Genomic DNA, 22072 nt, shown 5'->3' on the forward strand with positions numbered 1-22072 from the left:
CGCCGCGGCGCCCAAAACACGAAAGGAAAAACCCGCCACTTGACCGTCCCCGCAGCGCGGGAAACTATCGTCCAACCGGGTCAGTTCTCAATGACAATCCCGGGTCAGTTCCTGGCGACAATCAACAAATAGTCGTCAGGCGGGCTCGTACGTGTGGTCTTCTGACCAGCCGTTCGACCCTGTCGTTGTGTTCTGGCGGTCTCGCCCTTCGGAAGCACCAGATGCATCGCCGGTGCACAAAGAGGGGTGGGCTGATCCCGCTACCACGTTCCGATTTGGTGGACGGCTTCGACCGGCTCTTGTTCGCCAATGGTGGTCAAGCTGACTAAGATTGTGACGTTATCTGGCGGATGAGGCGAAAGGCGCACGGCAGCCGTGGTGTCTCGCCAGATCAAGCCTTAACCTTCAAGAAACTTGACCTTATCCCGTAAAAGGTATAAATATGCCAGGAGTACAAAAGCCCCTGAGTTGGTTGACTCCGTCGATCAGCGAGCTCGTTGACCTTCCCAAGGCTGTCCGAAGGGAGTTCGGGTATAAGCTAAGTCTGCTGCAGCACGGTGATGAGCAGGAGAGCCCAGACATCAAGAGATTCGGTGAGGACGACAGGATCGCTCATCTCACGAAGGTGGTCGTCAACGGAGCCGATGGTAATACCTATAGGTTGGCAGCGACGGTTGAGTTCGAAGAGGGCATTTGGGTGATCGACGTTTTCGTCAAGAAATCCAGCTCTGGGATCAGCACACCACAGAAGGACATCGAAAGGATCGTCAGGCGGCTGAAGAGATTGAAGGAATTTCGGGCTTCACCCGAAGGCCAGAAGATCATCCAGGAGATGAAAGCCGAATACGCTGAAGCGGTACGATTTAAAGAGACGACCGAGATGCCCGGGTCGAAGTACAGGAGAAAATGATGGACGAGAAGCTTGTCGCTTATAGAACCGGGAACGTGTTCGCGGACCTCGGTTTGGAAAATCCTGAAGAGGAGCTGGCAAAGTCACGGATCGTTGCGAAGATCGCCAGTGTCATCCGAGAGCGTAACTTGACTCAGGCGCAGGCAGCATCGATCACCGGGATAGCTCAACCCAAGATTTCCAGCATGGTTCGGGGGCATTTCGAAGAGTTCAGCTCGGACCGCCTTTATCGCGTCCTCAATCGACTCGGTGTCAGCGTCATCCTGAAGTTCGAAGAAGAGCCCGAATGGAGTCCTGGTCGTACCCTGGTCGCAGATAGTGAGGAGAACTCCGAGGAGTCTGCGCCAGCCATGGCCTTTTAGCGAGTCGCCAGGCTGTCGCAGCTTACCGGAATAATGATCGTCGTGCCCTTCGACCGGTCAACATGAACGCTTGAGGGCCAAGGCGCCGAAGCCTCCGCCTGAGGTTCAGGCGGAGGAGGCGATTTGTCTTAGCGTTTTCGTCCCTTGAAGGGCGCGCACATCCACATCTTCGATAACCAGGCTTGCGCCTGCATGACCCTGGTCGCCCTTTTGGCGAACCGGGGATTTGATTTTGCCGCTCATCCAGGCCACGCCTCCACTTCGGCACCCGATCGACTCATAAAACGTGGCCAAATCGGCCCAATCGACTCACGGTTCACGGTCGCGGGTCGAGAATCGACTCTTAAAACGTGGTCCAGTCGACTCTCGGCTTTTTGCCGAGCCCCAGAATGCGGGGGCGGATCGACTCAACATTTTATGGTCGCATTATCCCAGGCGCATATATGCCAGCACCGCGTGCGATGGCGCAGATCTTGGTCCAGTGGCTACCCAGCCCCGGAACGCATCCTGCGCGCCGCGGCGGGCCATGGTCTGGCTGGTCTTGGCGTCAAGCAAAACGGCTTTGCGAGCGGAGAATGTGATTGCGCATGGCGTCTGCCGCGGCTTGCGGATCCGCCGCCGCGATCGCCTGGGCAATACGGCTGTGTTCCTCGATGGCGTCGGACACCGCTGTCGGTGGCTGCGACATGCGAAACAGATGCACATGGAGGTGCAGGGCGGACAGCGCGTCTTTTATGACGGTGTTGCCGCTGGCCACGGCGATGGTGTGGTGGAAGGTTTCGTCGAGGCGCGAGAAACCGGCATAGTCCTGAGGTGTATGGATGTCGTGATCGGACTCCATGCGCCGGCACTGCGCGAGCAGGCTGGTGCGCTCCTGCGTGCTCATTCTTTCTGCGGCGCGCGCCGCCATGTGCGGTTCGGTGAGCAGGCGAAACTCATAGATCTGTTCAAGGCGGTCCGGTGCGATGCGATCAGCGACGCGATAGCCGACCAGATGAACCTTGACGACCAGACCCTGGGCTTCAAGGCGCGCCAGCGCCTCGCGAATGGGGGTCTGAGAAACGTTGAGCGAGCGGGCCAAGGCATCGACCGAAAGCTTGGTGCCCGGCGCAATGCTGTGGGTCATCAATTGCTCGAACAGCCTGGCATGAACCTCTTCGGTCAATGCCGGGGGGCGCCGGATGTCGGTCAATGAACGCATTGCCGTCCCTCGTCTTGACAGTGCCAGAGCAATACCACCAGTATGGCCCGGCGACAATCAGATATCCTATAGGATTTGGCGTGCCCCAAATTGATGTCAATGACCTGCGCCGGATTGCGACCAGCATCCTGATGCATGCCGGCGTGCCGGAACCGCTGGCGGACTTGCAGGCGGACCTGCTGCTCGAGGCCGAGTTGCGCGGCGTCCCTTCCCACGGCCTGCTCCGGCTCCGCCGCATCGTGGAGCGTATCGCCAATGGCTGCGCCAATCCCGTTGCAACGGGGCATCACGTCTGGCGCCGGGACGCTTTCCTTGAAGTCGATGGGGAAATGGGGCTGGGGCCAGTGGTTGCCGATGCCGCGCTTCAGGCGGTCTGCGCCAAGGCCAGGCAGACGGGCATTGCTGTTGCGGCCATTCGCAATTCCAACCATATCGGCATGCTGGGATTTTACGCCGAGCGGGTCGCTGCGGCTGGACAAACGGTGTTGGCCTTTTCCACCAGCGAGGCCCTGGTGCACCCCTGGGGCGGGCGAAAAGCCATGCTGGGGACCAATCCGATCGCAATTGGCGTCCCGACCAACGGGGCCCCCTTCGTCATGGACACGGCCACCAGTATCGTCTCGATGGGCGAGGTGCACGACTACGCCAATCGCGGCGAACCATTGAAGCAGGGCTGGGCACTGGATGCCGAGGGGAACCCGACCACCGATGCCGTTGCGGCGAAGTCCGGATCGCTCGCGCCCTTTGGCGGAGCCAAGGGTTATGCGCTCGGTCTGGCCTTCGGCCTGTTGACATCGAGCCTGGCGGGCGCAGCCCTTGGACGGGATGTGCGCGGCACTCTGGATTCTGATGCGATCTGCAATAAGGGTGATCTGTTCATCGTCATCGATGGCCCGGCCACCGCGCTGGAAGATTATCTCGACCTGCTGCGGCAGACCGAACCGGCCGAGGGCGTAGAACAGGTCCTGATCCCCGGCGAGCGCGGGCGGGCCTGCCGGGCCAAACGCCTGCGCGACGGTGTGCCGCTGGCCGATGGCCTTTGGCAGGACCTGCAGCAATTGGCCGATGAGGCCGGGCACAGAGGAGCTTGAGAGACATGCTGGAAACTGGCTTCGGCGTGGTCAGAGGACCGCGCAACCTGGTGTTCGGTGCAGGACAGCGCCTCGCCCTGCCTCAATTTGCCAAGGCTTTAGGCCAACGCGCCCTGCTGGTCACCGATGAGCGTATGGCGGGAGAGGCGAGTTTTGGCGAATTGGTCCGGGCGGTAGAAGCGACCGGGGTCTCGGTTTCCATATTCTCCGGGGTCGAAGCGGAACTGCCAGCCGAATGCATTGCCGCCGGCGTTGATCAGGGTGCGGCTTTTTCAACCGATCTGATCGTCGGGATTGGCGGCGGCAGTTGCCTGGATGCGGCCAAGATCATCGCGCTGCTGCTCGCCCATGGCGGTGATATTTCGGACTATTATGGCGAGTTCAAAGTGCCCGGCCCGGTGCTGCCGCTGATCGCATTGCCCACCACCGCCGGCACCGGCTCTGAAGTCACTCCGGTGGCTGTGGTTTCCGACCAGAACCGCGCCGTCAAAGTCGGCATCGCCAGCCCGCATCTCATTCCGCATACCGCCATTTGCGATCCGGAACTGACCTATGGCTGCCCTCCCGGACTGACCGCCGTCTCCGGCGCCGATGCGCTGACGCATGCCATCGAGGCTTTCACGACGGCGCGGCGCCAGCCCGAAGCGTCAACTGTCCATGATCATGTCTTTCTGGGCAAGAACGCCCTGAGCGATTTCTATGCCCTGGAAGCCATCAGACTGATCGGTGGCAGTCTCGCCAAGGCTGTCGGTGACGGAACGGACCACGCAGCGCGCGCAGACATGATGCGCGGGGCGACGCTTGCGGGCCTGGCCTTTGGCACCGCTGGAACGGCTGCGGCTCATGCCGTGCAATATCCCGTCGGGGCATTGACCCACACTGCCCACGGCCTGGGTGTGGCGGCGATGATGCCCTATGTCATGGAATTCAACTTGCCGATGGCCCGGCCCGAGATGGCAGAAATCGCTGCCGCTTTGGGGGTGCCGGTCAATGAACTGAACCAGTCCCAGCGGGCCGCAGCAGCAGTAGATGGCGTGGCGGATCTGTTTGCCGGCATTGGTATTCCCCCCGATATCCGGTCGCTTGGCCTTGCCGAGGATAAGCTGGACTGGACAGCCGAGCAGGCGCTGGCGGCGACGCGGCTGGTCAAAAACAATCCGCGGCCATTGGACGCCCAGTCCATGAAACGACTGGTGCAGGCTGCCTATCGCGGCGACCGCGCATCTCTGCGCAACGACAATTTCGAACCTGAGGCGAACTGATATGAGCATGGATCCGCAAATCTCCGGGCATCTGAGTTTTGATCCGGCCAGCATTCCCGGCCAGTTGTTCATTGGGGGGCAATGGCGGCCGGGCAGGGGCGGTGGCGATATCGATGTGATTGATCCCTCGACCGGCAGCGTCATCGGGCGGGTGGCTGATGCCAGCGTGGATGACGCGATGGATGCCGTCGCGGCCGCTCATGATGCCCTGTCCGGCTGGGCCGCCACGGCTCCGCGCAAACGCAGTGAAATCCTGCGGCGCTGCTTTGAACTGATGATCGAGCGCAAGCAGATGCTGGCGGAGCTCATTTCCCTTGAGAATGGCAAGGCGCTCGGCGATGCGCAGGGCGAAGTGGCCTATGCGGCAGAGTTCTTCCGCTGGTTTTCCGAGGAAGCTGTCCGGCTCAATGGTGATCTGTCCATTGCGCCGAGCGGCGCCAATCGCATTCTGGTGCAGCACCAACCTATAGGGGTCGCCGTGCTCGTCACGCCCTGGAACTTCCCGGCGGCCATGGCGACTCGCAAGATCGCACCGGCCCTGGCTGCCGGCTGCACCTGCGTGTTGAAGCCGGCGACAGAAACCCCGTTGACGGCTTATGCCCTGGCGGAAATCTATCGCGAGGCGTGTGTGCCCGATGGCGTGGTCAATGTCATCACCACTTCCAAGGCGGGTGCCACTGTGAGCGCCATGCTGCATGATCCGCGCGTGCGGAAATTGTCGTTCACCGGGTCGACGGAAGTCGGACGCCGGCTGTTGCGGGAAGCCGCCGATACGGTCATTTCCTGTTCAATGGAATTGGGCGGCAACGCGCCCTTCATCGTATTCGATGACGCCGACCTTGAGACGGCGCTGGATGGCGCCATGGTGGCCAAGATGCGCAATGGCGGCGAGGCCTGCACCGCAGCCAATCGCTTCTATGTGCAGGAGGGCATCGCCGAAGCCTTCTCTGCCGGGCTTGCCGAGCGGATGAAGGCGCTCAAGGTCGGGCCGGGCTATGATGCAGCAACCCAGTGCGGTCCGCTGATCAACCAGGATGCGGTGTCGCGCATCGATGCCTGGATCGGCGAAGCGGTCGAGGGTGGCGCCAAGGTCCTGACCGGGGGCGAGGTGGGGAGCGGAGACGGATACTTCCTCTCGCCCACTGTGCTCACATCGGTTCCGGCGCAGGCAAAACTGATGCGCGAGGAGATCTTTGGCCCGGTGGCTCCCATTGCGCTCTTCAAGACAGAGGACGAGGCCATCGCCCTTGCCAACAATACCGAATATGGCCTGATCGCTTATGTGTTCACCCAGGATCTGGCGCGTGGCCTGCGCGTATCCGAAAAGGTGGAGTCAGGGATGGTCGGGCTCAATCGTGGCCTGGCATCCGACCCGGCGGCGCCCTTTGGAGGCACCAAGCAGAGCGGGCTGGGCCGTGAGGGCGCTCACCACGGCATTCTCGAATTCTGCGAGACCAAATATATCGCGGTTAGCTGGTAGGCGGGCTCCGGTCACGCTCGGCGGCCGCGCGCCGCTGATATTCAGTGCCGATCGCAAAGTGCTGCATCAGCAGGCGATCGGCGCTGTCAGCGTCTCTGGCGGCCACAGCCGCCAGCAATTCACGATGGTGTTCGACCAGATAGGTTTCGATGCCGTCCAGGCTGGTGATGCGTTCGCGGCGCTCCAGGTGTGAGCGCTTGAGCAGGACGGCTATTGCTGCATGAAGGCTTGCCAGGGTCGGGGAGTGTGCGGCCGCGATCAGCGCGGCGTGAAAGTCAAAGTCGGCATCGCCACCGATCTGTGGGTCTTTCACGGTTTCCTCAACCCGCCGCAGCGCCTCGCCGAGCGCCGCAAGGTCAGATGAGGTCGCGCGCGCGCAGGCCAGTCTGATGGCCTGTCGCTCGATGGCGATGCGCGCTTCCATGACATCCTCGACCACCTCGCCCTGCTGGGCGAGCATCATGGTGAACAGGTCGCCCAACTCGGCGAAATCCGGGCGCCGGACGACGCTGCCATAGCCGTGGCGAATTTCGATCACGCCGATGGCGGCCAGCGCGCGCAGCACTTCGCGGATCACCGGCCGGCTGACGCCGAGCCGCGTGGCCAGTTCTCGCTCTGGCAGCAGCCGGTCGCCGGCCTTCATCTGTCCCGAGAGCAATTGTTCGCGCACAAAGGCGAACACCTGATCGTACCCGGTGGCCGCGTCGGCGGGTTCTCGCGTCAGTCCTGCTCCCATCCCCGTCCTTCCCCGTTGTGCCGCGCGAATTGGCTGGCTTGGCCCGGTCCTGTCAAGCGCGGGATAAATTTCCGGTCCTTGTCAAAGTGGTAATACCACGGTATGAACTCATTGGAAACGAGGAGGATCGACGTGACTGAGACGCTGTCAGCGAGGGGATTGGAGATACCGCGCCGGGCCGCAATCGGACTGGCCTGTGACCATGCGGGCTTCCCGATGAAGCGGTTCATCCGGGACGTCCTGGCCCAGCATTGCGATGAGGTAATCGAGATGGGCGCGACCTCGGAAGAGCCGGTGGACTTTCCCGATGTCACCCGTTCGGCCATCGGCCTGATCCAGAGGGGCAAGGTGGAGCGTGTGGTCCTGGTCTGTGGCACGGGCGCCGGTGCCTGCATTGCGGCCAACAAGATTGCGGGCATCCGGGCCGCAGTAGCCAATGACACCTATGTCGCCAGGCAATGCGTCGAGCATGACAATGTCAATGTGCTCTGCATTGGCGGCTGGATCATCGGGCCGCAGATCGCAGCCGACGTCACCCGGGCATTCCTCGCCGCAGAATTCAGCACAGAACCGCATTTCCGCCGCCGTGTAGAGAAGCTGGCCGAGATGGATCGCCAGCGCGGCGAATGAGAGATCGTCAACAAGGGAGGCATCAATGGACGCCAAGAAACGCAAGGAAATTCTTGACACAGTCGCCAAGCTCAGGGTGACCGATATCCGCGATGGCATGGATTGGGTCGGGCTGCATCATGTCGGTACGGTCGACCCCGAAATCCGGCCGCTTTACCGCACCAAGGCAGCGGGCTTTGCCCAGACCTACCGGCACATTCCGACCCAGCAGCGGGTGCCGGAGCTGTCACCAGAGGACTACACCAAGTGGGCCTATGAGTACTGGTATCGCCAGCTGTGGAACATGGGAGACTTTAAGGACCAGGTCGGCGAGGGCGATTTTCTGGTCATTGACACCATGGGCCAGAAGACACCGGCCATTGGCTCGATGGACTCCATGGTCTGGGCCGCGAACGGGGTGAAGGGTGTCCTGACCAATGGCGGGGCCCGCGATACCGATGAACAGCTCTACCAGAAGGCCATGCCATGCTGGCATCGTTGGGTGGTGCAGCCGATGTATCAGGGGCGCGTCGAATTCGGGGAGCCCAATTCAACGGTGGAGATCGGTGGCGCGACGGTCCGACCGGGCGATCTTGTGGTGGCCGATGGCGATGGCGCCATCGTGGTGCCCCAGGACGTGATTGATGATGTGCTGTATTACGCCAAACAGGAATCCGAGAATGATCGCTACGACCGGGGGATGCTTTTCGAAGCGCTTGGCATTGCCCCCGATGAGTCCACCCAGTCCATGTTCCCCGACATGCCGCCGCACCCCTACAAGAAGAACCGCGAGGATTTCATGAAGCGGCTGCGGAAGAAATAGCGGAGATCAGACGACAGGTTTCGAGGGGGCGCTGCAAGGCGCCCCTTTTCGTTAAACCAATGCCCATCGACCAAAGCGAAGGCGCCGGCCCTTTCGGGCCAGGCGCCTTCATTCCCTGGGAGGAAGTTCCGTTTTTCAGAGACGCTGCAGCATCAGGCCCCAATCCATCGCATCGGGACGGGGCGGCAAGGGCAGCACACCATTTCGCGGCACCGAAACCGCCTCGCCCGGTTCGTGCCATTTGCCGTTGCGCGGATCAAAGAAGCGTGGCTGGAACCGGTCACCCGGCTTAACGCCGCGCAGCCGTGCCTCCATCGGCGCGTCGGCCTCGAAATAGAGCATGACCAAGGAGCGGTCCGGCGTGGCCGCGCAATAGCTCCACCCCTTATAGGCATAGCCTGGCCCCGTCTTGTTGGGGACCACCATTTCGGTGCAGGGCGTCAGCTCAAGATAACGCTGGCCCTCGACAGTGGCGAAGGTCTTGAGGTGCTGAACCTGACTGCCCGATTCCCAGCCGAAGCTGTCCCACATCTTATGCAGCGATTCCGGCTCGACGTCGGATTGCCAGATGCCCTCGGCCCCATAGATGAACCCGGCCAGTCCACCTGAGAGGAAGCTGCCGTATAGGCCGGAGCGGACATAGATGCGATCGTCCTCGCTGTCGGGCGGCACCCGCAATGGATAGGGCTCGCCGAGCTGGTGCAGGCCGGCATAATAGGGTTCGCCATTGATCGCCGGCTTGCGCTCGGCCTCGAACATCTCGGTCAGGTACCAATAGGTATAGTGCTCGCGCACATTGCCCGATTGGTGTAGGTCAATCCAACTGTCCGGCCCGAAATTGACCAGCGTCGAAGGATTGGGATTGGCCGTCAGCAGGGTGCCGAATGGCGGCTTTCCATAGCGCTCGAGCGCCAGGTTGATCGGCACATTATAGTCTTCTGCCGGGATCGTTTGTTCGTAGTAGTCGTAGTGGATGGGGCTCAGCAGCGTGATATGGGCCCCATAGCGGGCGATCATGTACTGCACATAGCGCGCGTAGGATTCCGGCCAGTCATGGAATTTATGCCAGCACTGGCCGCTGTCGCGCCGCGAGATCTCGATGAACGGCACCATGCCCTGGTCGTTGAGGTAGTCGATCTTGCGATCAAGAACCTTGAAATAGTCCGGATTGATGCGGTCCATGTCGGGAAATACGTCCTCGAAGCCTGGCACCTTGCCGGGGAATTCGAAGGGCCGGCCGCCTTCATTGTGCATGTCCTTGGCGGACTGGGTACCCGGCTGTTTCCAGGCGGCCCGCACCCAGGTGCCGTCATCCATTTGCAGGCTGTTCGGCTTGCCATCATTGGCCCAGGCGGGCTGGGCAGCAATCAGGCCGACGCAATTGAACCCCTGCGCCTTGCGCACGGCCACATAGTCGTTGAGCGTGGATTGGGGACCGAGCGTGCCAGTGGTCTCATTTGTCTCTGCAAGCGGAAAGCGGAAGCTGGGAAGCGACCACCATGTGTCGCCCAGAAGGAAGAACGGGGTGCCGTCGGCATATTGCAGCCCACGACCATTCGCGCTCGCCCCGATCATGCCGCGCCGGTTTGGATTGGCATCCAGCTCCGCGGCCGTCCAGCTCTCGGCGACAAACCTGCCGGATTGCCCCGATAGTCCGGTATCATTGAGGCTGCTGCCACTGGTCCAGTGCCACTCGCCCGGGGCGTTGGCAAGCACGCGGACGACCCACTCGTCTCCGCCGTTCCAGAACCCGTATACGCGCCTGGAGAAATCTGGCCCCTCAAGGTCCACCCAGACCAGCGCGTCGGCATAGGGGTTGTCGAAATTGGTGCTGGCCCTGAAGGTTAGGTCAATCCTGGTCCAAACCTTGGTGCGGTTATTGGACGTGCTCACAGTCATCCTCCTGCCGCTTCAGCGGCCTTGCCATTCAGGCTTGGTTTTGTTGACGAACGCCTCGACGCCGCGCCGAAAATCCTCACTGCCATAGGTGAGGCCGATGAGGTCGTCCGCCGGGTCGATATCGCGGGCCAGGACGCGGCCTATGGCTGCCTTGCTGACACGCAAGGTAATGGGGGCATTTTCGAGCAGACGCTCGACCACCTCCTGCGCTGCCTCGTCGATTTCTTCGGGCTCTACCAGACGGGCAAGAAATCCTGCCGTCATGGCTTCCTCTGCCGCGATAAACTCGGCCAGCAGGAGCATGCGCTTGGCACGCGCTTCGCCAAAGCCACCAACGACACGGGCATAGGTCTGCATGGATACGCAATTGCCAATGGTGCGCGCGATCGGGCTGCCGAACCTGGCCCGGGTGCTGGCAATGCGGATATCGCAGCACGCCGCAATATTGAGCCCGCCACCAACCGCCCAGCCATCCACAATAGCCACAGTGGGTACCGGTACCGCCAGGATGCGCTGGAAATAGCGGTTCATCTTGGCTTCATAGGCAATGCCATCGTCGCCGCCGCTGAATTCCCTGAATTGGGAAATATCGGACCCGGCAACGAAGGCCTTGCCACCGGCGCCCCGCAATGTCACGACCCGCAGCTCGCTATCCTGGCTTAAGGCAGCGAGAATGGCGTCGAGTTCTTCATACATGGCCCAGGTAAAGGCGTTGTGCGCCTTGGGCCGGTCAAAAGTTATCCGTGCGACGGCGCCATCCCGATCAAGACGCACGCGCCCCTGGTCAACGGGTTCTGTCATACCGGGACCGCTTTGCGGTTCTGCTGGTCGATCAGGTCCAGTTCAGCCAGTATCTCTTCATTGTGCTGGCCCAGCAGAGGGGGCGGGCGACGGACCGCGGCGGGGGTGTGTGACAGCTTTGCCGGAAACCCCAATGCCTTGAAACTGCCCTCTACCGGATGCTCGATATCGATCACCGCCTTGCGGTGATGGACATGTTCATTGTCGAGCGCAACGCTGTAGTCATTGATCGGGCCGGCGGGAACGCCAGCGCTCAGGAACAGATCGACCCATTCCTCGGCAGTGCGGGTGAGGAAAGTCGGACGCAGCTCGTCCGCCAACTCGCCGCGCCGCTGGACGCGGTCGATATTGTTGGCGTAGCGCGGGTCGTCCTTGAGTTCGGGGCGGCCGATCGCATCGCAGAAGATCAGCCAGAGCTTCTGATTGGCCGCGCCGACCACGAAGTAGCCATCCGATCCGGCAAAGGCCTGATATGGGGCACTCATGCGATTGGCGGTGCCCAGTGGTCCTGGCGACTTGCCTGTCGCCCAATATTCAGTGCTTTCCCAAACCGATAGCGCAAGAGCCGCGTCGAGTAGCGAGGTGTCTATGTACTGGCCCTTGCCGGTGCGCTCGCGCCCAAGCACAGCCGAAAGGATGCCATAGCAAGCGAACATGCCGGCGCCGAGGTCGCCCACAGGAATGCCCGATTTGACCGGTTCTGCGCCTGGAATACCGGTGCCGCTGATGACGCCGCCCATGGCCTGGGCAATCAAATCGAAACCGGGGCGCTGTGACCACGGCCCGGTCTGGCCAAAGCCCGAGATGCTGGCATAAATCAGTCGTGGGTTGATCCGCGACAGCGTCTCGAAGTCGGCACCAAGCTTCTTGCTGACCCCCGGACGGCTGTTCTCGACCAGGATGTCCGCGGTTTCGACCAGCTTGTGCAATGTGCGCTGGCCTTCCGGTGTCTTGAGATCAAGCGTGATGCTGCGCTTGTTGCGGTTGAGGGCCAGAAAACCAGGACTGTCCTCGCCCTTCATGCGAAAACCCATCGATTTTCTGGTCTGGTCGCCGGTGCCGGGTGGTTCCACCTTGATGACATCCGCGCCCATGTCACCCAGCAACATGCAGCAGAACGGGCCGGCCATGACCTGGCTGAGATCGAGCACGCGCAAGCCGGTCAATGGCGGCAGGTTATCGGGCGCTCCAGTTTGGCTGGAATTGGCAGCGCGTTCGGACATCGGCTCCTCCCAAGTGCAGAAAGGCGGCGCCGAGCCCCTTCCTGTTGTCTATTCTTGTATACAAGACTGGTGTTGGTCGAAAATCAAGGGTGGAAATCCGTGATCTTGCTTTTTTTGTGAAAGCTGCATACGAGCAAGCATGGACAAAACTGCAGAAAACGGCCCCTGGGCAGACGAATCCGGTGACACTTCAGGTCGGAAAAAGGGACAGTTGCATGCAGAAGCTGCCGGCAAACTGCGGAGCATGATCCTGTCCGGCGAGCTTCCGCCGGGTGAGCGGCTGCGAGAAATGCAGCTATGTGAACAACTTGGCGTATCGCGCACGCCGGTCCGCGAGGCGCTGCGGACGCTGGCGGCGGAAGGGCTGGTTGATCTTTTGCCCAACCGCAGTGTCGTTGTGTCCGAACTGCACGCACCGGATCTGGAGCATCTTTTCGTCGTCTTTGGCGCGATTGAAGGGATTGCTGCAGAACTGGCCTGCCAGAAAATCACCGAAGCCGAGATTGGCGAGATTGGCCGGTTGCTGGCGGAGATGATCGATTATCACGCCCGCAAGGAGCGGGCGCCCTATATGCAGATCAATCAGAAGATCCACCAAAGAACGGTGGAAATTGCTGCGAACCCAGTGCTTTATACGGTATGGCAGTCGCTTGTGCCGAGGGTGGAGCGTGCGCGTGCCTTGGCCAATCTGGATACCGGCCGCTGGACCGGAGCGCTGTTCGAGCACACCAAGATGTTCACGGCGCTGGCGTCCCGTGATGGTCAATTGCTCGCGCAACTGACCAGGGAGCACTTCCTGAATAGCCTGCCATTCCTGCAGTCTCGCCTGGAAAATGACGACTAGAGTAGCGGTGCGGCGTTCGCCCAGTTTTCGGGCATGATGCCTGGGTGAATTCCTGTTCGCCGAAAAATATGCGCCGAAAAGCGTTGACTCACTGAAACCTTGCATACAAGAATGGTGTGTGGATCGGGGGGAGCCCATCCAAATCACTTCATTCAAAGGGTGGCGCCAATCGAGCGCCAGCAAGGATTCGTCATGTCTTACGAGCCCAAGGATGCCGACGGCAACGCCGTGGATCCCTATCATATCCGCAAATTTTTCGAGCCCTTGCGCGTCGTCGATGTCGCGGACGCCATGGATGGCCTTGGTTATTTCAATATTGGTCTGGTGTCCCAGGATATTCGTCCGCTCTGGCTGGGCATGAAGTTCTGGGGGCCTGCGGTCACCCAGCGCTGCGTTCCGGCCAACAAGCCGATGTGGCCGCTCGAAACGACCGAGGAAATCGTTGGTGCGCACGGTATCTGGTTCAACAAGCACGGGCACAATGGCCGCGGTCTCAATGACCTGGTGAAGGACGGCAGCGTCGTTGTCACCGATGTGGGCAGCTCGGGCGAGGTTGGTTTCTTCGGGTCCGAAAATGTCCTTGCCCTGCAAGCCGCCGGTGCAGTGGGTATCGTCACCAATGGCCATTGCCGCGACACCGGTGAAGTCACCATGCAGAAGACGCCGATGGTTTGCCGGGAGCGCGGCCGCACCATCATCCCCGGACGCATTGAGGTTGTCGAACTCAACACCACGATTGGCATCGGGGGCGCGCAGGTGCGTCCTGGCGACATTGTGGGCTGCGACGACGATGGCCTGATCGTCGTGCCGATCGAGATCGCCAAGCAGGTCGCCCTGCATGCCAAGGCGGTGCTGATCGCGGACATGAACGCCCGGCGCAAGCGCTACGATGCCCTTGGGCGGCCCCATGACGAGAGTGTCGATACCGGCGCCATTGATCGCTACTACGCTGAGCTTCAGGCCTAGCGATATCGATGTCGGGAGCCGGATGATCCGGCTCCCGCAAGGGGAGGGGATTGTGCGGGTTATCGATGCACACCAGCATTTCTGGGATCTTGACGCCAATTATCTGCCTTGGCTCGCCGACAAGCCGGTGAACTTTCGCTACGGCAATTACGATGCGCTCAAGCGCAATTATCTGCCTGGCGACTATCGGCGCGATGCCGCAGCGTTCGAGCTGGCCGGAAGCGTCTTCATCGAAACCGAATGGAATCCGGCTGATCCGCTCGGCGAGGTCGCCTGGGTCGAGGCGCTTCGCAAGAAGGAAGGGCTGCCGAGCGTGATGGTCGCGCAGGCCTGGCTGGACCGGGATGACGCTGCGTCCGTGCTTGAGGCGCATGGCCACACCGAATTTGTCCGTGGCATCCGGCACAAGCCAAAGGCAGCAGCGCGCCCCGAGGATGTTGAGAAAGGTGCGCCTGGCAGCATGGGTGACCCGGCCTTCCGGCGGGGTTTTGTCATGCTGCAACCAAATGGTCTTAGCTTTGATCTGCAAACGCCCTGGTGGCATCTGGCGGAGGCCGCGGATCTGGCGGCGGCCTTCCCGGACACCCAGATCATCATCAATCACACCGGCCTGCCTTCCGACCGCAGTGCGGATGGCCTCAATGCCTGGCGCAGTGCCCTGAAGCGGGCCGCCGCGTGTCCCAATATCGCGATCAAGATTTCGGGGCTGGGTCAGAAGGATCTTCCCTGGACCGTCGAGGCAAATGGCCCTGTCGTGCGCGACACTATCGAAATCTTCGGTGTGGCGCGTTGCATGTTCGCGTCCAATTTTCCGGTCGACAGCCTGGTGGCTGATTTCGGCACCATATTCAACGGGTTCATGGCTTGCGTGAGTGACCTGCCCGAACCGGACCAGCAGGCATTGTTCCATGACAATGCCGCCCGCATCTATCGTGTTCAGCCCCAGGAAGGAGTGGCGCCGTGACCGGACTTGCCTTCGACACCTCGACCCGCCTTGGCCTTGTGGGCCTGGGCATCATGGGGGCGCCCATTGCACAGCGGCTGCGAGAGCAAGGCTATGAGCTCACGGTCTGGAACCTGGAGCCGGAGCGTTTTGACACCGTCAGGGACAGCGGCGCGAAATGGGCCTCGAACCCGGCCGAAGTCTGGAAACACTCCGACGTTGTGTTTGTCTGCGTTCTGGGCGACGCAGCCATCGAAAGCGTCTGTTTCGGCGCGAGTGGCTTCGCCGCGGCTGGCCGTGGCGCACGGATGCTGGTTGATCTTTCGACCACTTCGCCGGAGGCGACGCTGGAGCTGGCAGGCCGTCTGGAAAAAGAGCTGGGCGCAAAATGGGTCGATGCGCCGATGTCTGGTGGTCCGGCACCGGCCCGCCAGGGGGAACTCACGGTCATGGCGGGTGGTGATCCCTCGGCGTTCGGAGCTGTGGAGCCCTTGCTGCGCGCCATTGCACAGAACGTCACGCTGATGGGGCCGCTGGGCGCGGGTCAGAAGACCAAAATCCTGAATCAGGCAATCGTGGGCGCCAATTACATCCTTATGGCCGAGATACTTGCGAGCTGCCGCGCCGCCGGGATTGACCCGGATCTTCTGCCCGTCTGCCTCAAGGGCGGGCTCGCGGACAGCGCGATCCTGCAACGCATCTATACGCAGATGAGTGCCGAGGACTTCGACCCACCGCGCAGTTATGTGCGCCAGGTGAACAAGGACCTGAAATCGGTGGAGCATTTCGTGCACGATCTGGGGCTTGAATTGCCCCTGCTCGATGTCGCCGTGCGGCAATATCGTCTCTATGCGGAAGCCGGCAACGAAATGGAAGACGGCGCGTCGGTGTCGCGCCTTTACCAAAAGACCACTGGCTAGCCGGGGAGGGTGCAGTGCTGTTCATCGTCAGTGGCCGCGACAAGGCGGATGGCATGGCAGGCAGGCTGGAGCATCGCCTGCAGCACCGTGCCTATTATGCCGGACTGGACGAAGATCTCGTTCTTGCTGGTCCCTATCTAGATGCGGCTGGAGAGCCGATCGGCAGCATGATCGTGATGCGCGCGGCGTCGCAAGAGGCCGCCGAAAAATTTGCCTTTGCCGACCCATATTGGACCCAGGGCGTGTTCGAAAGCCTCACAGTGTCCCGATGGGACTGGTTCATGAAGCGACCTGACGGACTGTCTGGATAGTTGCATACAATAGTCTTTCGCCGATCGCGGTCGCCGAATGCGCCCTGCATCCCTGTACACACGTCCATAGGGGGCTCCTTGGTTTGATTTTCTCGCATTTCTTCCTTGTTGGACAAGGTGTGCAGAGTGATCTGCAGGGGAATCCGCGCCAGACAGGAGAAGCGACAAATTAGTGACTCATTATCGTTGACAGTGGCAGTTCTTGCATACAAGAATAGTCCAGCAACGAGGCGCCGAATTCTCGCGGAGGGGTGAGTGGCGTGTCGCGCCAGAACAGAAATTGCCTGCAGGCTGGTTGTCAGACGCGCAGGCGAGGGAATGTGCAAAGGGAGGAAACCATGCAAGAATTCCGTCTTAAGAAGAGGGTGGCTGGATCACTGCTCGCTACCTCGATCCTGGCTCTGTCCATGGCCGTTCTGCCAAACGGCGCGGCCGCGCAGGATAGTGACCTGCAGGGCGAGATCCGGTTTAGCTGGTGGGGTGGTCAGGTCCGCAACGACAAGACTGACCGGATCATCCAGCTTTTCGAAGGTCAGCACCCGAACGTTTCCATCGTTCGCGAGAACGCAGACTGGGCGCCTTACTGGGAGCGTCTGACGATCCAGTCGACGGGCAACAACCAGCCCTGTGCCATCACCATGCAGACGCGTTGGCTGGCAACCTATGCGCGTCCCGACATCCTGATGCCACTCGATGAGCTGGTCGAGAACGGAACCCTGGATGTGTCGGGTATTCCTGAGCCCGTGCTGAACTCAGCGCGCGGTGCAGATGGCAATCTCTACATGATCCCGCATGGCGTGTTCTACTTTGCGCTCATGTATAATGAGCAGATGGCGCAGACGGCCGCTGATGCCGGGGTTGCTCCGCTCGAATACCCCTACACTTGGGACGAGTTCGCTGAATATCTGACCGCCATCCTCCCGCACCTGCCCGAAGGGGCGGCCTCGGTGCACAATATGGGTCGCGAGCAGGATGCCTTCGTGACCTGGGTGCAGTCGCATGGCGAAGATGTGTTCGACGGCTCGAATGTCGCCTTCAGCAAGGATATTGCCGTCCAGTGGTTCGAATATTGGGAAGCCCTGCGCACGGCCGGAGTCACCGAGCCTCCCGAGGTCATGATCAGCGACAATAGTGCGTTGATCGAGGAATCCAACATTGCCAACAATCGTGGCTTCATGACCAACCGTCCGCCCAACCAGCTTGGTTCGGTGCAGACGACCGTGGATACCGTGAGCCCCGGCACCACGATCGGGATCACGCCCTATCCGGTTGGTCCTGATGGAACGGTTGGCATGGATATCGGTGCCAATGGTATCGCGATCGGTGCAAGCTGCGATGAGGCGCAAATCCCCGTGGCCGCCGAGTGGATCAATTTCTGGACGCAGAACGAAGAAGCGGCCGGGATCTACGAGTCGGATAACGGCGTGGTGTCCATTCCCGCCCTGGCGACCGCGCAGGCCGAAGATCCGGATACGCAGCCGACCCAGGTACAGCATATCGAGCTTTATCAGCAGATTATCGATACCGCCAATCCGGTGTTCTGGCCGGCCGGTGGATATCAGGCTCTGACCGATACGCTCAATCGCGCCTACGATGCGGTGGCCTTTGGTCAACTGACCCCCGAACAGGGTGCTGATCAGCTCATCGCCGATCTGCAGCAGCAGCTTTCTCAGGCTGCCCGCTAATCTAGCGCTGGCGCGCGGGCCGGTGAGTGCCCGCGCGCCCATTTCGGCGAATGGCCGAAGCTGATTTCGACCCAGCATGGTCTGCGTCAGGCAGGCGAAAAGGGAGACTGAATTGAGCTCGATTGATGCCGCCAATGATCCGGTACTGACCGCGTCGGAAACGGCGAAGTCCGTGCGGGAAATCCCTCGCAATAGAACCGGGTCTGCCCTCAAGAAGGCCGATAACAGGGCGGCCTATATGTTCCTCTTGCCCTGGTTTGCCGGCATCATCCTGATTACGGCCCTGCCTATGCTGGTTTCGCTCTACCTCAGCTTCACCAATTACGCGGTGATCGGCCTGCCCTCGTTTGTCGGGTTCGACAATTATGTGCGGCTGTTCACATCGGATCGGCGGTTCATCACCTCGATATGGGTGACGCTGAAATATGTGGGTTTCTCGGTGCCGCTGGTGCTGCTGTTCTCGCTGACCATTGCAGTTGCCCTCAATCGCGGCCTGCGGGGGCTGGCGATCTACCGCTCGCTCTTCTATGTGCCCTCACTTATCGGTGCCAGCGTCGGTATCGGCCTGCTCTGGAAGGAAGTGTTCGGCGAGCGTGGCGTCGTCAATGACATCCTGGCCCTGTTCGGTGTGGCTGGCCGTGGCTGGATCAACAATCCGACCTTTGCCTTGCCCTCGGTCATTGCGCTGAACGTCTGGACGTTCGGTGCGTCCATGGTGATCTTTCTGGCCGCGCTGCGGCAGATCCCGGAATCCTACTATGAGGCTGCCTCGATCGACGGGGCCAATGCCTGGCAGCGGTTCCGCAGGATCACCCTGCCGCTGATCACGCCGGTTATCTTCTTCAACACCGTGCTGCTGCTGATCAATTCGTTCCAGTCCTTCACCCAGGCCTTCGTGGTGTCCAACGGGCGGGGCGGGCCGGTGGATTCGACGCTGCTCTATTCACTCTATCTCTACCAGCAGGCGTTCCAGCAACTGCAGATGGGCTACGCCTCTGCGATGGCCTGGATCCTGCTGATCGCTATCGGCCTTGCAACGGCGCTGATGTTCTGGTCCTCACGCTATTGGGTGTTCTATGGCGACCGTTAAGACATACGATCCCGAGCTGCTGCGCGCCGAGCGGCGCAAGCGCGAAAATATCCGCCGGCTAAAGGGGTTGGGCCTGCATGCCCTGCTGATCACCATCCTGGGTGTCATGCTCTACCCGGTTATCTGGATGGTGCTGAGTGCGCTGCGCCCGGAGACCGAGATCTTCGGCGACATGGGGTTCATCCCCACCAACTGGACGCTCGAGAACTTCGTGCGCGGCTGGCAGCTCTATGGGGATCTCACGTTCACGCAGTTCTATGTGAACTCGTTCATCATCTGTGCCCTGGCGATTATCGGCAATCTTCTGGCCTGCTCGATGGCGGCCTATGCCTTTGCGCGGCTCGAATTCCGCGGCAAGTGGTGGCTCTTCGCCATCATGCTCGGCACCATGATGCTGCCGATCCACGTGCAGTTGATCCCGCAATATATCTTCTTTCTCAACATCGGCTGGGTGAACACCATCCTGCCCCTGGTGGTGCCGAAATTCCTGGCGCACGATGCCTTTTTTATCTTCCTGATGGTCCAGTTCATGCGCTCATTGCCTAATGAACTGGAACAGGCAGCGATCGTTGACGGTGCGTCCTACTGGCAGCGCTACTGGCGGATCATTCTGCCGCTTTCCATGCCGGCTCTGGCCACCACGGCCGTGTTCACCTTCATCAACACCTACAACGACTTCTTCAGCCAGTTGATCTACCTCACCGACACCGACCGGATGACGGTTCCGGTAGCTCTGCGGCTTTTCCTCGATCCGAGTGGTGGTTCCTCCTCCTTTGGCGGACTGTTTGCGATGGTACTTGTCTCCATCGGACCGGTGCTCGGTTTCTTCCTCGCCTCGCAGCGACTGCTCACCAAGGGCATCGCCACGCAAGGTTTCAAGTGATCCGCCCGGAGCAGACCCATGGCCAGTGTAACGCTACAGAATTTGACCAAAACCTATGCCGGTGGACAGCTTCGCGCCGTCAACGATGTTTCCCTGGAGATCGAGGATGGGGAATTCCTCGTCCTGGTCGGCCCCTCGGGCTGCGGCAAGTCGACGGCCCTGCGCATGATCGCCGGACTTGAAGAGATCACCGACGGGGCCGTGTGGATCGGCGATGAGTTCGTCAACGACACGCATCCCAAGGATCGCGACATCGCCATGGTGTTCCAGTCTTATGCGCTCTACCCGCATATGAGCGTGTACGACAATATCGCCTTCCCGCTTCAGATCGCCAGGATGCCCAAGGAGGAGGTCGACAAGCGGGTGCAGGAAGCTGCGCGTGTGCTTGAACTCGAAGCCTATCTCAAGCGGCGTCCCGGCCAGCTATCCGGCGGCCAGCGCCAGCGCGTCGCGATGGGCCGGGCGATTGTTCGCAAGCCCTCCGTATTCCTGATGGACGAACCGCTGTCCAACCTGGATGCCAAGCTCCGGGTGCAGATGCGCGCGGAAATTGCGTCGATCCAGCACCGGCTGGGTGTCACGACCGTCTATGTGACCCATGATCAGGTGGAAGCGATGACCATGGGACACCGGGTGGCGCTGCTCAAGGATGGTGTGCTGCAGCAAGTCGATACCCCGTCCAATATCTACAACAAGCCGCGCAATACCTTCGTCGCCGCCTTTATCGGTTCGCCCACCATGAACATGTATTGGGCCGAACTCGAAAAGGAGAGCGATACGCTCTTCCTCCGGCTGGGCGACAATCGGTTGAAGCTTCCGGCAACGCTTGTCGAGCAATTTTCCAGCCTGTCGCAATATGCCGGACGCAAGCTGATCGTAGGTATTCGGCCCGAGGATCTTGCCGAGGCATCCTCGATTGCCAACGCCGATCCGTCCGATTGCATCGCCGCTGAAGTCGATCTGGTCGAAGCCCTTGGTTCGGATGTGATCGTCCATATCGGCATCGACGCAAAGCCGGCCGAGGTGCGCAGCTCGGACAGCCTGGACGAGATCAAGTCCAAGGCCGGCAAGGCGCGCTGCATCGCCCGCTTCAACGCCAAAAGCCAGGTGCGCCTGGGCGACACGGTGACTGTCTGGTTCGACACCACCCGCATGCATTTCTTCGACGGCGAGACCGGCCTGTCGATCCTCAACTGAGCTCATCAGCGCCCGCATGTGCGGGCGCCGTCAAACCTGAAATCACCAGAAGGAAAGTAATATGGCTATCAATAGCAGCACACTCGAGATCCTGCGTAAGGTACGCACCTCAGATGTGACCGACGCCCTGGATTCCATGGGCTACATGAATACCTATGAGATGGATCCGCGGCTGCGCCCAATGTTCCCCGGCATCTTTTTTGCCGGCATTGCCACGACCGCCGAGTTCAACATCATCAACCGCACCATCCCGGCGATGAGCTATGAAGAGTTCGACGATCGCCAGTACAAGCGCAATCCGGACCGCAGCACGCACCCTGACGCCCTATGGCCGGCTGGCCATAGTTTCGGTGCTCCTGATGAAGTGCACGTCGTGGACACCAAACAGTCCCGCTGTGGCCTGCTGGGCTCGAACAACTTGCTCGATGCGCGTGTCAAAGGGTCGGTCGGCTTCATCATTGACGGCGCCTGCCGCGACTCGGGTGAATGCATCATGCAGAAGGATCCGGTGTTCTGCTCGGTCCGCTCCATGCGCCACATGGCGGGCCGGCTCGAGCTCTCCTCAATGGGCAAGCCGATCACCTGCGGTGGGGTCTATGTGCGGCCGGGCGACGGTGTGATTGCCGATGACGACGGGATCGTGGTGATCCCACAGGAAGACGGCGAAGAAATCGCCAAGCGGGCCTGGATGGTTCAGGACAAGGACCGCCGCATGCGCCGCGCCTTCTATGAGAAGCTGGGCATGCCCTTCGACAAGACTGTCGAATTGGAAGAACGCCCCTGGTAAAGCGGATATGCAGGCGTCTTCGGGCGCCTGCTCTTACCGCCGGGAGATG

Annotated in this window: 22 protein-coding genes; 17 read left to right on the forward strand and 5 right to left on the reverse strand. The window is 60.8% G+C overall.

The annotated features are described in order from the left end of the window. Positions 1-442 precede the first annotated feature (442 nt). On the forward strand, positions 443-910 hold the full coding sequence (locus tag DDE76_RS15800; RefSeq protein ID WP_104893752.1) for a type II toxin-antitoxin system RelE/ParE family toxin: 468 nt from the start codon (positions 443-445) through the stop codon (positions 908-910). After that, positions 910-1272 carry a helix-turn-helix domain-containing protein gene (locus DDE76_RS15805; RefSeq protein ID WP_198650934.1) on the forward strand — a complete coding sequence of 121 codons (363 nt, stop codon included), beginning with the start codon at positions 910-912 and terminating at the stop codon, positions 1270-1272. The genes DDE76_RS15800 and DDE76_RS15805 overlap by 1 nt, the downstream gene beginning before the upstream one ends. Before the next feature lie 547 nt (positions 1273-1819). Here the strand turns inward: DDE76_RS15805 and DDE76_RS19625 are convergent. Beyond that, the gene (locus tag DDE76_RS19625; protein ID WP_157955855.1) at positions 1820-2473 is read right to left on the reverse strand and encodes a GntR family transcriptional regulator; all 654 of its coding nucleotides are present in this window, start codon (positions 2471-2473) and stop codon (positions 1820-1822) included. Between the two features lie 80 nt (positions 2474-2553). On the opposite strand from DDE76_RS19625, the gene DDE76_RS15820 reads away from it, so the two are divergent. The 3 genes from DDE76_RS15820 to DDE76_RS15830 are packed head-to-tail and all read left to right on the forward strand — an operon-like array spanning position 2554 to position 6306. Then, positions 2554-3564, forward strand: coding sequence for an Ldh family oxidoreductase (locus tag DDE76_RS15820; protein WP_245891998.1), 1011 nt, complete (start codon positions 2554-2556; stop codon positions 3562-3564). Positions 3565-3569: 5 nt separating this feature from the next. Then, positions 3570-4826: an iron-containing alcohol dehydrogenase gene (locus DDE76_RS15825; protein ID WP_104893755.1), complete on the forward strand. Its 1257-nt coding sequence runs from the start codon at positions 3570-3572 to the stop codon at positions 4824-4826. 1 nt (position 4827) lies between these two features. Beyond that, a complete protein-coding gene (locus DDE76_RS15830; protein ID WP_104893756.1) occupies positions 4828-6306 on the forward strand; it encodes an NAD-dependent succinate-semialdehyde dehydrogenase in 1479 nt (492 codons plus the stop codon). Here DDE76_RS15830 and DDE76_RS15835 read toward each other — a convergent pair. Then, positions 6296-7042, reverse strand: coding sequence for a FadR/GntR family transcriptional regulator (locus DDE76_RS15835; protein ID WP_104893757.1), 747 nt, complete (start codon positions 7040-7042; stop codon positions 6296-6298). The genes DDE76_RS15830 and DDE76_RS15835 overlap by 11 nt on opposite strands. A 132-nt stretch (positions 7043-7174) precedes the next feature. Between DDE76_RS15835 and DDE76_RS15840 the strand changes: the two genes are divergently transcribed. Further along, positions 7175-7672, forward strand: coding sequence for an RpiB/LacA/LacB family sugar-phosphate isomerase (locus tag DDE76_RS15840; RefSeq protein WP_245892000.1), 498 nt, complete (start codon positions 7175-7177; stop codon positions 7670-7672). 25 nt (positions 7673-7697) lie between these two features. Beyond that, entirely contained in the window at positions 7698-8474 is a 777-nt protein-coding gene (locus DDE76_RS15845) for an RraA family protein (RefSeq protein WP_104893759.1), read from the forward strand. 135 nt (positions 8475-8609) lie between these two features. On the opposite strand, the gene DDE76_RS15850 is transcribed toward DDE76_RS15845, so the two are convergent. The 3 genes from DDE76_RS15850 to DDE76_RS15860 are packed head-to-tail and all read right to left on the reverse strand — an operon-like array spanning position 8610 to position 12397. Continuing rightward, positions 8610-10367 (reverse strand): glycoside hydrolase family 140 protein, encoded by a 1758-nt coding sequence (locus DDE76_RS15850; RefSeq protein WP_158672412.1) that lies wholly within the window; start codon positions 10365-10367, stop codon positions 8610-8612. Positions 10368-10385: 18 nt separating this feature from the next. Further along, positions 10386-11174, reverse strand: coding sequence for an enoyl-CoA hydratase/isomerase family protein (locus DDE76_RS15855; RefSeq protein ID WP_104893761.1), 789 nt, complete (start codon positions 11172-11174; stop codon positions 10386-10388). Then, positions 11171-12397 (reverse strand): CaiB/BaiF CoA transferase family protein, encoded by a 1227-nt coding sequence (locus DDE76_RS15860; RefSeq protein ID WP_104893762.1) that lies wholly within the window; start codon positions 12395-12397, stop codon positions 11171-11173. The genes DDE76_RS15855 and DDE76_RS15860 overlap by 4 nt, the downstream gene beginning before the upstream one ends. 139 nt (positions 12398-12536) lie before the next feature. Between DDE76_RS15860 and DDE76_RS15865 the strand changes: the two genes are divergently transcribed. The 10 genes from DDE76_RS15865 (at position 12537) to DDE76_RS15910 (ending at position 22023) form a co-directional block, all read left to right on the forward strand. Then, entirely contained in the window at positions 12537-13241 is a 705-nt protein-coding gene (locus DDE76_RS15865; RefSeq protein ID WP_104893763.1) for a GntR family transcriptional regulator, read from the forward strand. A gap of 192 nt (positions 13242-13433) precedes the next feature. After that, positions 13434-14207 carry an RraA family protein gene (locus DDE76_RS15870; RefSeq protein ID WP_104893764.1) on the forward strand — a complete coding sequence of 258 codons (774 nt, stop codon included), beginning with the start codon at positions 13434-13436 and terminating at the stop codon, positions 14205-14207. Positions 14208-14259: 52 nt separating this feature from the next. After that, on the forward strand, positions 14260-15171 hold the full coding sequence (locus tag DDE76_RS15875; RefSeq protein WP_245892002.1) for an amidohydrolase family protein: 912 nt from the start codon (positions 14260-14262) through the stop codon (positions 15169-15171). Next, on the forward strand, positions 15168-16070 hold the full coding sequence (locus tag DDE76_RS15880; protein WP_245892003.1) for an NAD(P)-dependent oxidoreductase: 903 nt from the start codon (positions 15168-15170) through the stop codon (positions 16068-16070). Before DDE76_RS15875 ends, DDE76_RS15880 begins: the two co-directional genes overlap by 4 nt. A gap of 14 nt (positions 16071-16084) precedes the next feature. After that, on the forward strand, positions 16085-16381 hold the full coding sequence (locus tag DDE76_RS15885) for a YciI family protein (RefSeq protein WP_104893766.1): 297 nt from the start codon (positions 16085-16087) through the stop codon (positions 16379-16381). 338 nt (positions 16382-16719) lie between these two features. Then, on the forward strand, positions 16720-18066 hold the full coding sequence (locus DDE76_RS15890) for an ABC transporter substrate-binding protein (protein WP_104893767.1): 1347 nt from the start codon (positions 16720-16722) through the stop codon (positions 18064-18066). Positions 18067-18178: 112 nt separating this feature from the next. Next, positions 18179-19156, forward strand: a complete 978-nt coding sequence (locus tag DDE76_RS15895) for a carbohydrate ABC transporter permease (protein WP_245892004.1) — start codon at positions 18179-18181, stop codon at positions 19154-19156. Further along, positions 19143-20039 (forward strand): carbohydrate ABC transporter permease, encoded by an 897-nt coding sequence (locus DDE76_RS15900; protein WP_104893769.1) that lies wholly within the window; start codon positions 19143-19145, stop codon positions 20037-20039. The genes DDE76_RS15895 and DDE76_RS15900 overlap by 14 nt, the downstream gene beginning before the upstream one ends. A gap of 18 nt (positions 20040-20057) precedes the next feature. Beyond that, positions 20058-21236: an ABC transporter ATP-binding protein gene (locus DDE76_RS15905; protein WP_104893770.1), complete on the forward strand. Its 1179-nt coding sequence runs from the start codon at positions 20058-20060 to the stop codon at positions 21234-21236. A gap of 61 nt (positions 21237-21297) precedes the next feature. Then, positions 21298-22023, forward strand: coding sequence for an RraA family protein (locus tag DDE76_RS15910; protein ID WP_104893771.1), 726 nt, complete (start codon positions 21298-21300; stop codon positions 22021-22023). Positions 22024-22072: the final 49 nt, after the last annotated feature.

The organism is Devosia indica (genome assembly GCF_003056405.1).
GTDB lineage: Bacteria > Pseudomonadota > Alphaproteobacteria > Rhizobiales > Devosiaceae > Devosia > Devosia indica.

Excerpts from the sequence above, each read along its gene's own strand:
- DDE76_RS15800 (WP_104893752.1), top strand. The coding sequence starts at position 443 with ATGCCAGGAGTACAAAAGCCCCTGAGTTGGTTGACTCCGTCGATCAGC.
- DDE76_RS15805 (WP_198650934.1), top strand. The coding sequence starts at position 910 with ATGGACGAGAAGCTTGTCGCTTATAGAACCGGGAACGTGTTCGCGGAC.
- DDE76_RS19625 (WP_157955855.1), bottom strand. The coding sequence starts at position 2,473 with ATGCGTTCATTGACCGACATCCGGCGCCCCCCGGCATTGACCGAAGAG.
- DDE76_RS15825 (WP_104893755.1), top strand. The coding sequence starts at position 3,570 with ATGCTGGAAACTGGCTTCGGCGTGGTCAGAGGACCGCGCAACCTGGTG.
- DDE76_RS15830 (WP_104893756.1), top strand. The coding sequence starts at position 4,828 with ATGAGCATGGATCCGCAAATCTCCGGGCATCTGAGTTTTGATCCGGCC.
- DDE76_RS15835 (WP_104893757.1), bottom strand. The coding sequence starts at position 7,042 with ATGGGAGCAGGACTGACGCGAGAACCCGCCGACGCGGCCACCGGGTAC.
- DDE76_RS15845 (WP_104893759.1), top strand. The coding sequence starts at position 7,698 with ATGGACGCCAAGAAACGCAAGGAAATTCTTGACACAGTCGCCAAGCTC.
- DDE76_RS15855 (WP_104893761.1), bottom strand. The coding sequence starts at position 11,174 with ATGACAGAACCCGTTGACCAGGGGCGCGTGCGTCTTGATCGGGATGGC.
- DDE76_RS15860 (WP_104893762.1), bottom strand. The coding sequence starts at position 12,397 with ATGTCCGAACGCGCTGCCAATTCCAGCCAAACTGGAGCGCCCGATAAC.
- DDE76_RS15865 (WP_104893763.1), top strand. The coding sequence starts at position 12,537 with ATGGACAAAACTGCAGAAAACGGCCCCTGGGCAGACGAATCCGGTGAC.
- DDE76_RS15870 (WP_104893764.1), top strand. The coding sequence starts at position 13,434 with ATGTCTTACGAGCCCAAGGATGCCGACGGCAACGCCGTGGATCCCTAT.
- DDE76_RS15890 (WP_104893767.1), top strand. The coding sequence starts at position 16,720 with ATGCAAGAATTCCGTCTTAAGAAGAGGGTGGCTGGATCACTGCTCGCT.
- DDE76_RS15900 (WP_104893769.1), top strand. The coding sequence starts at position 19,143 with ATGGCGACCGTTAAGACATACGATCCCGAGCTGCTGCGCGCCGAGCGG.
- DDE76_RS15905 (WP_104893770.1), top strand. The coding sequence starts at position 20,058 with ATGGCCAGTGTAACGCTACAGAATTTGACCAAAACCTATGCCGGTGGA.
- DDE76_RS15910 (WP_104893771.1), top strand. The coding sequence starts at position 21,298 with ATGGCTATCAATAGCAGCACACTCGAGATCCTGCGTAAGGTACGCACC.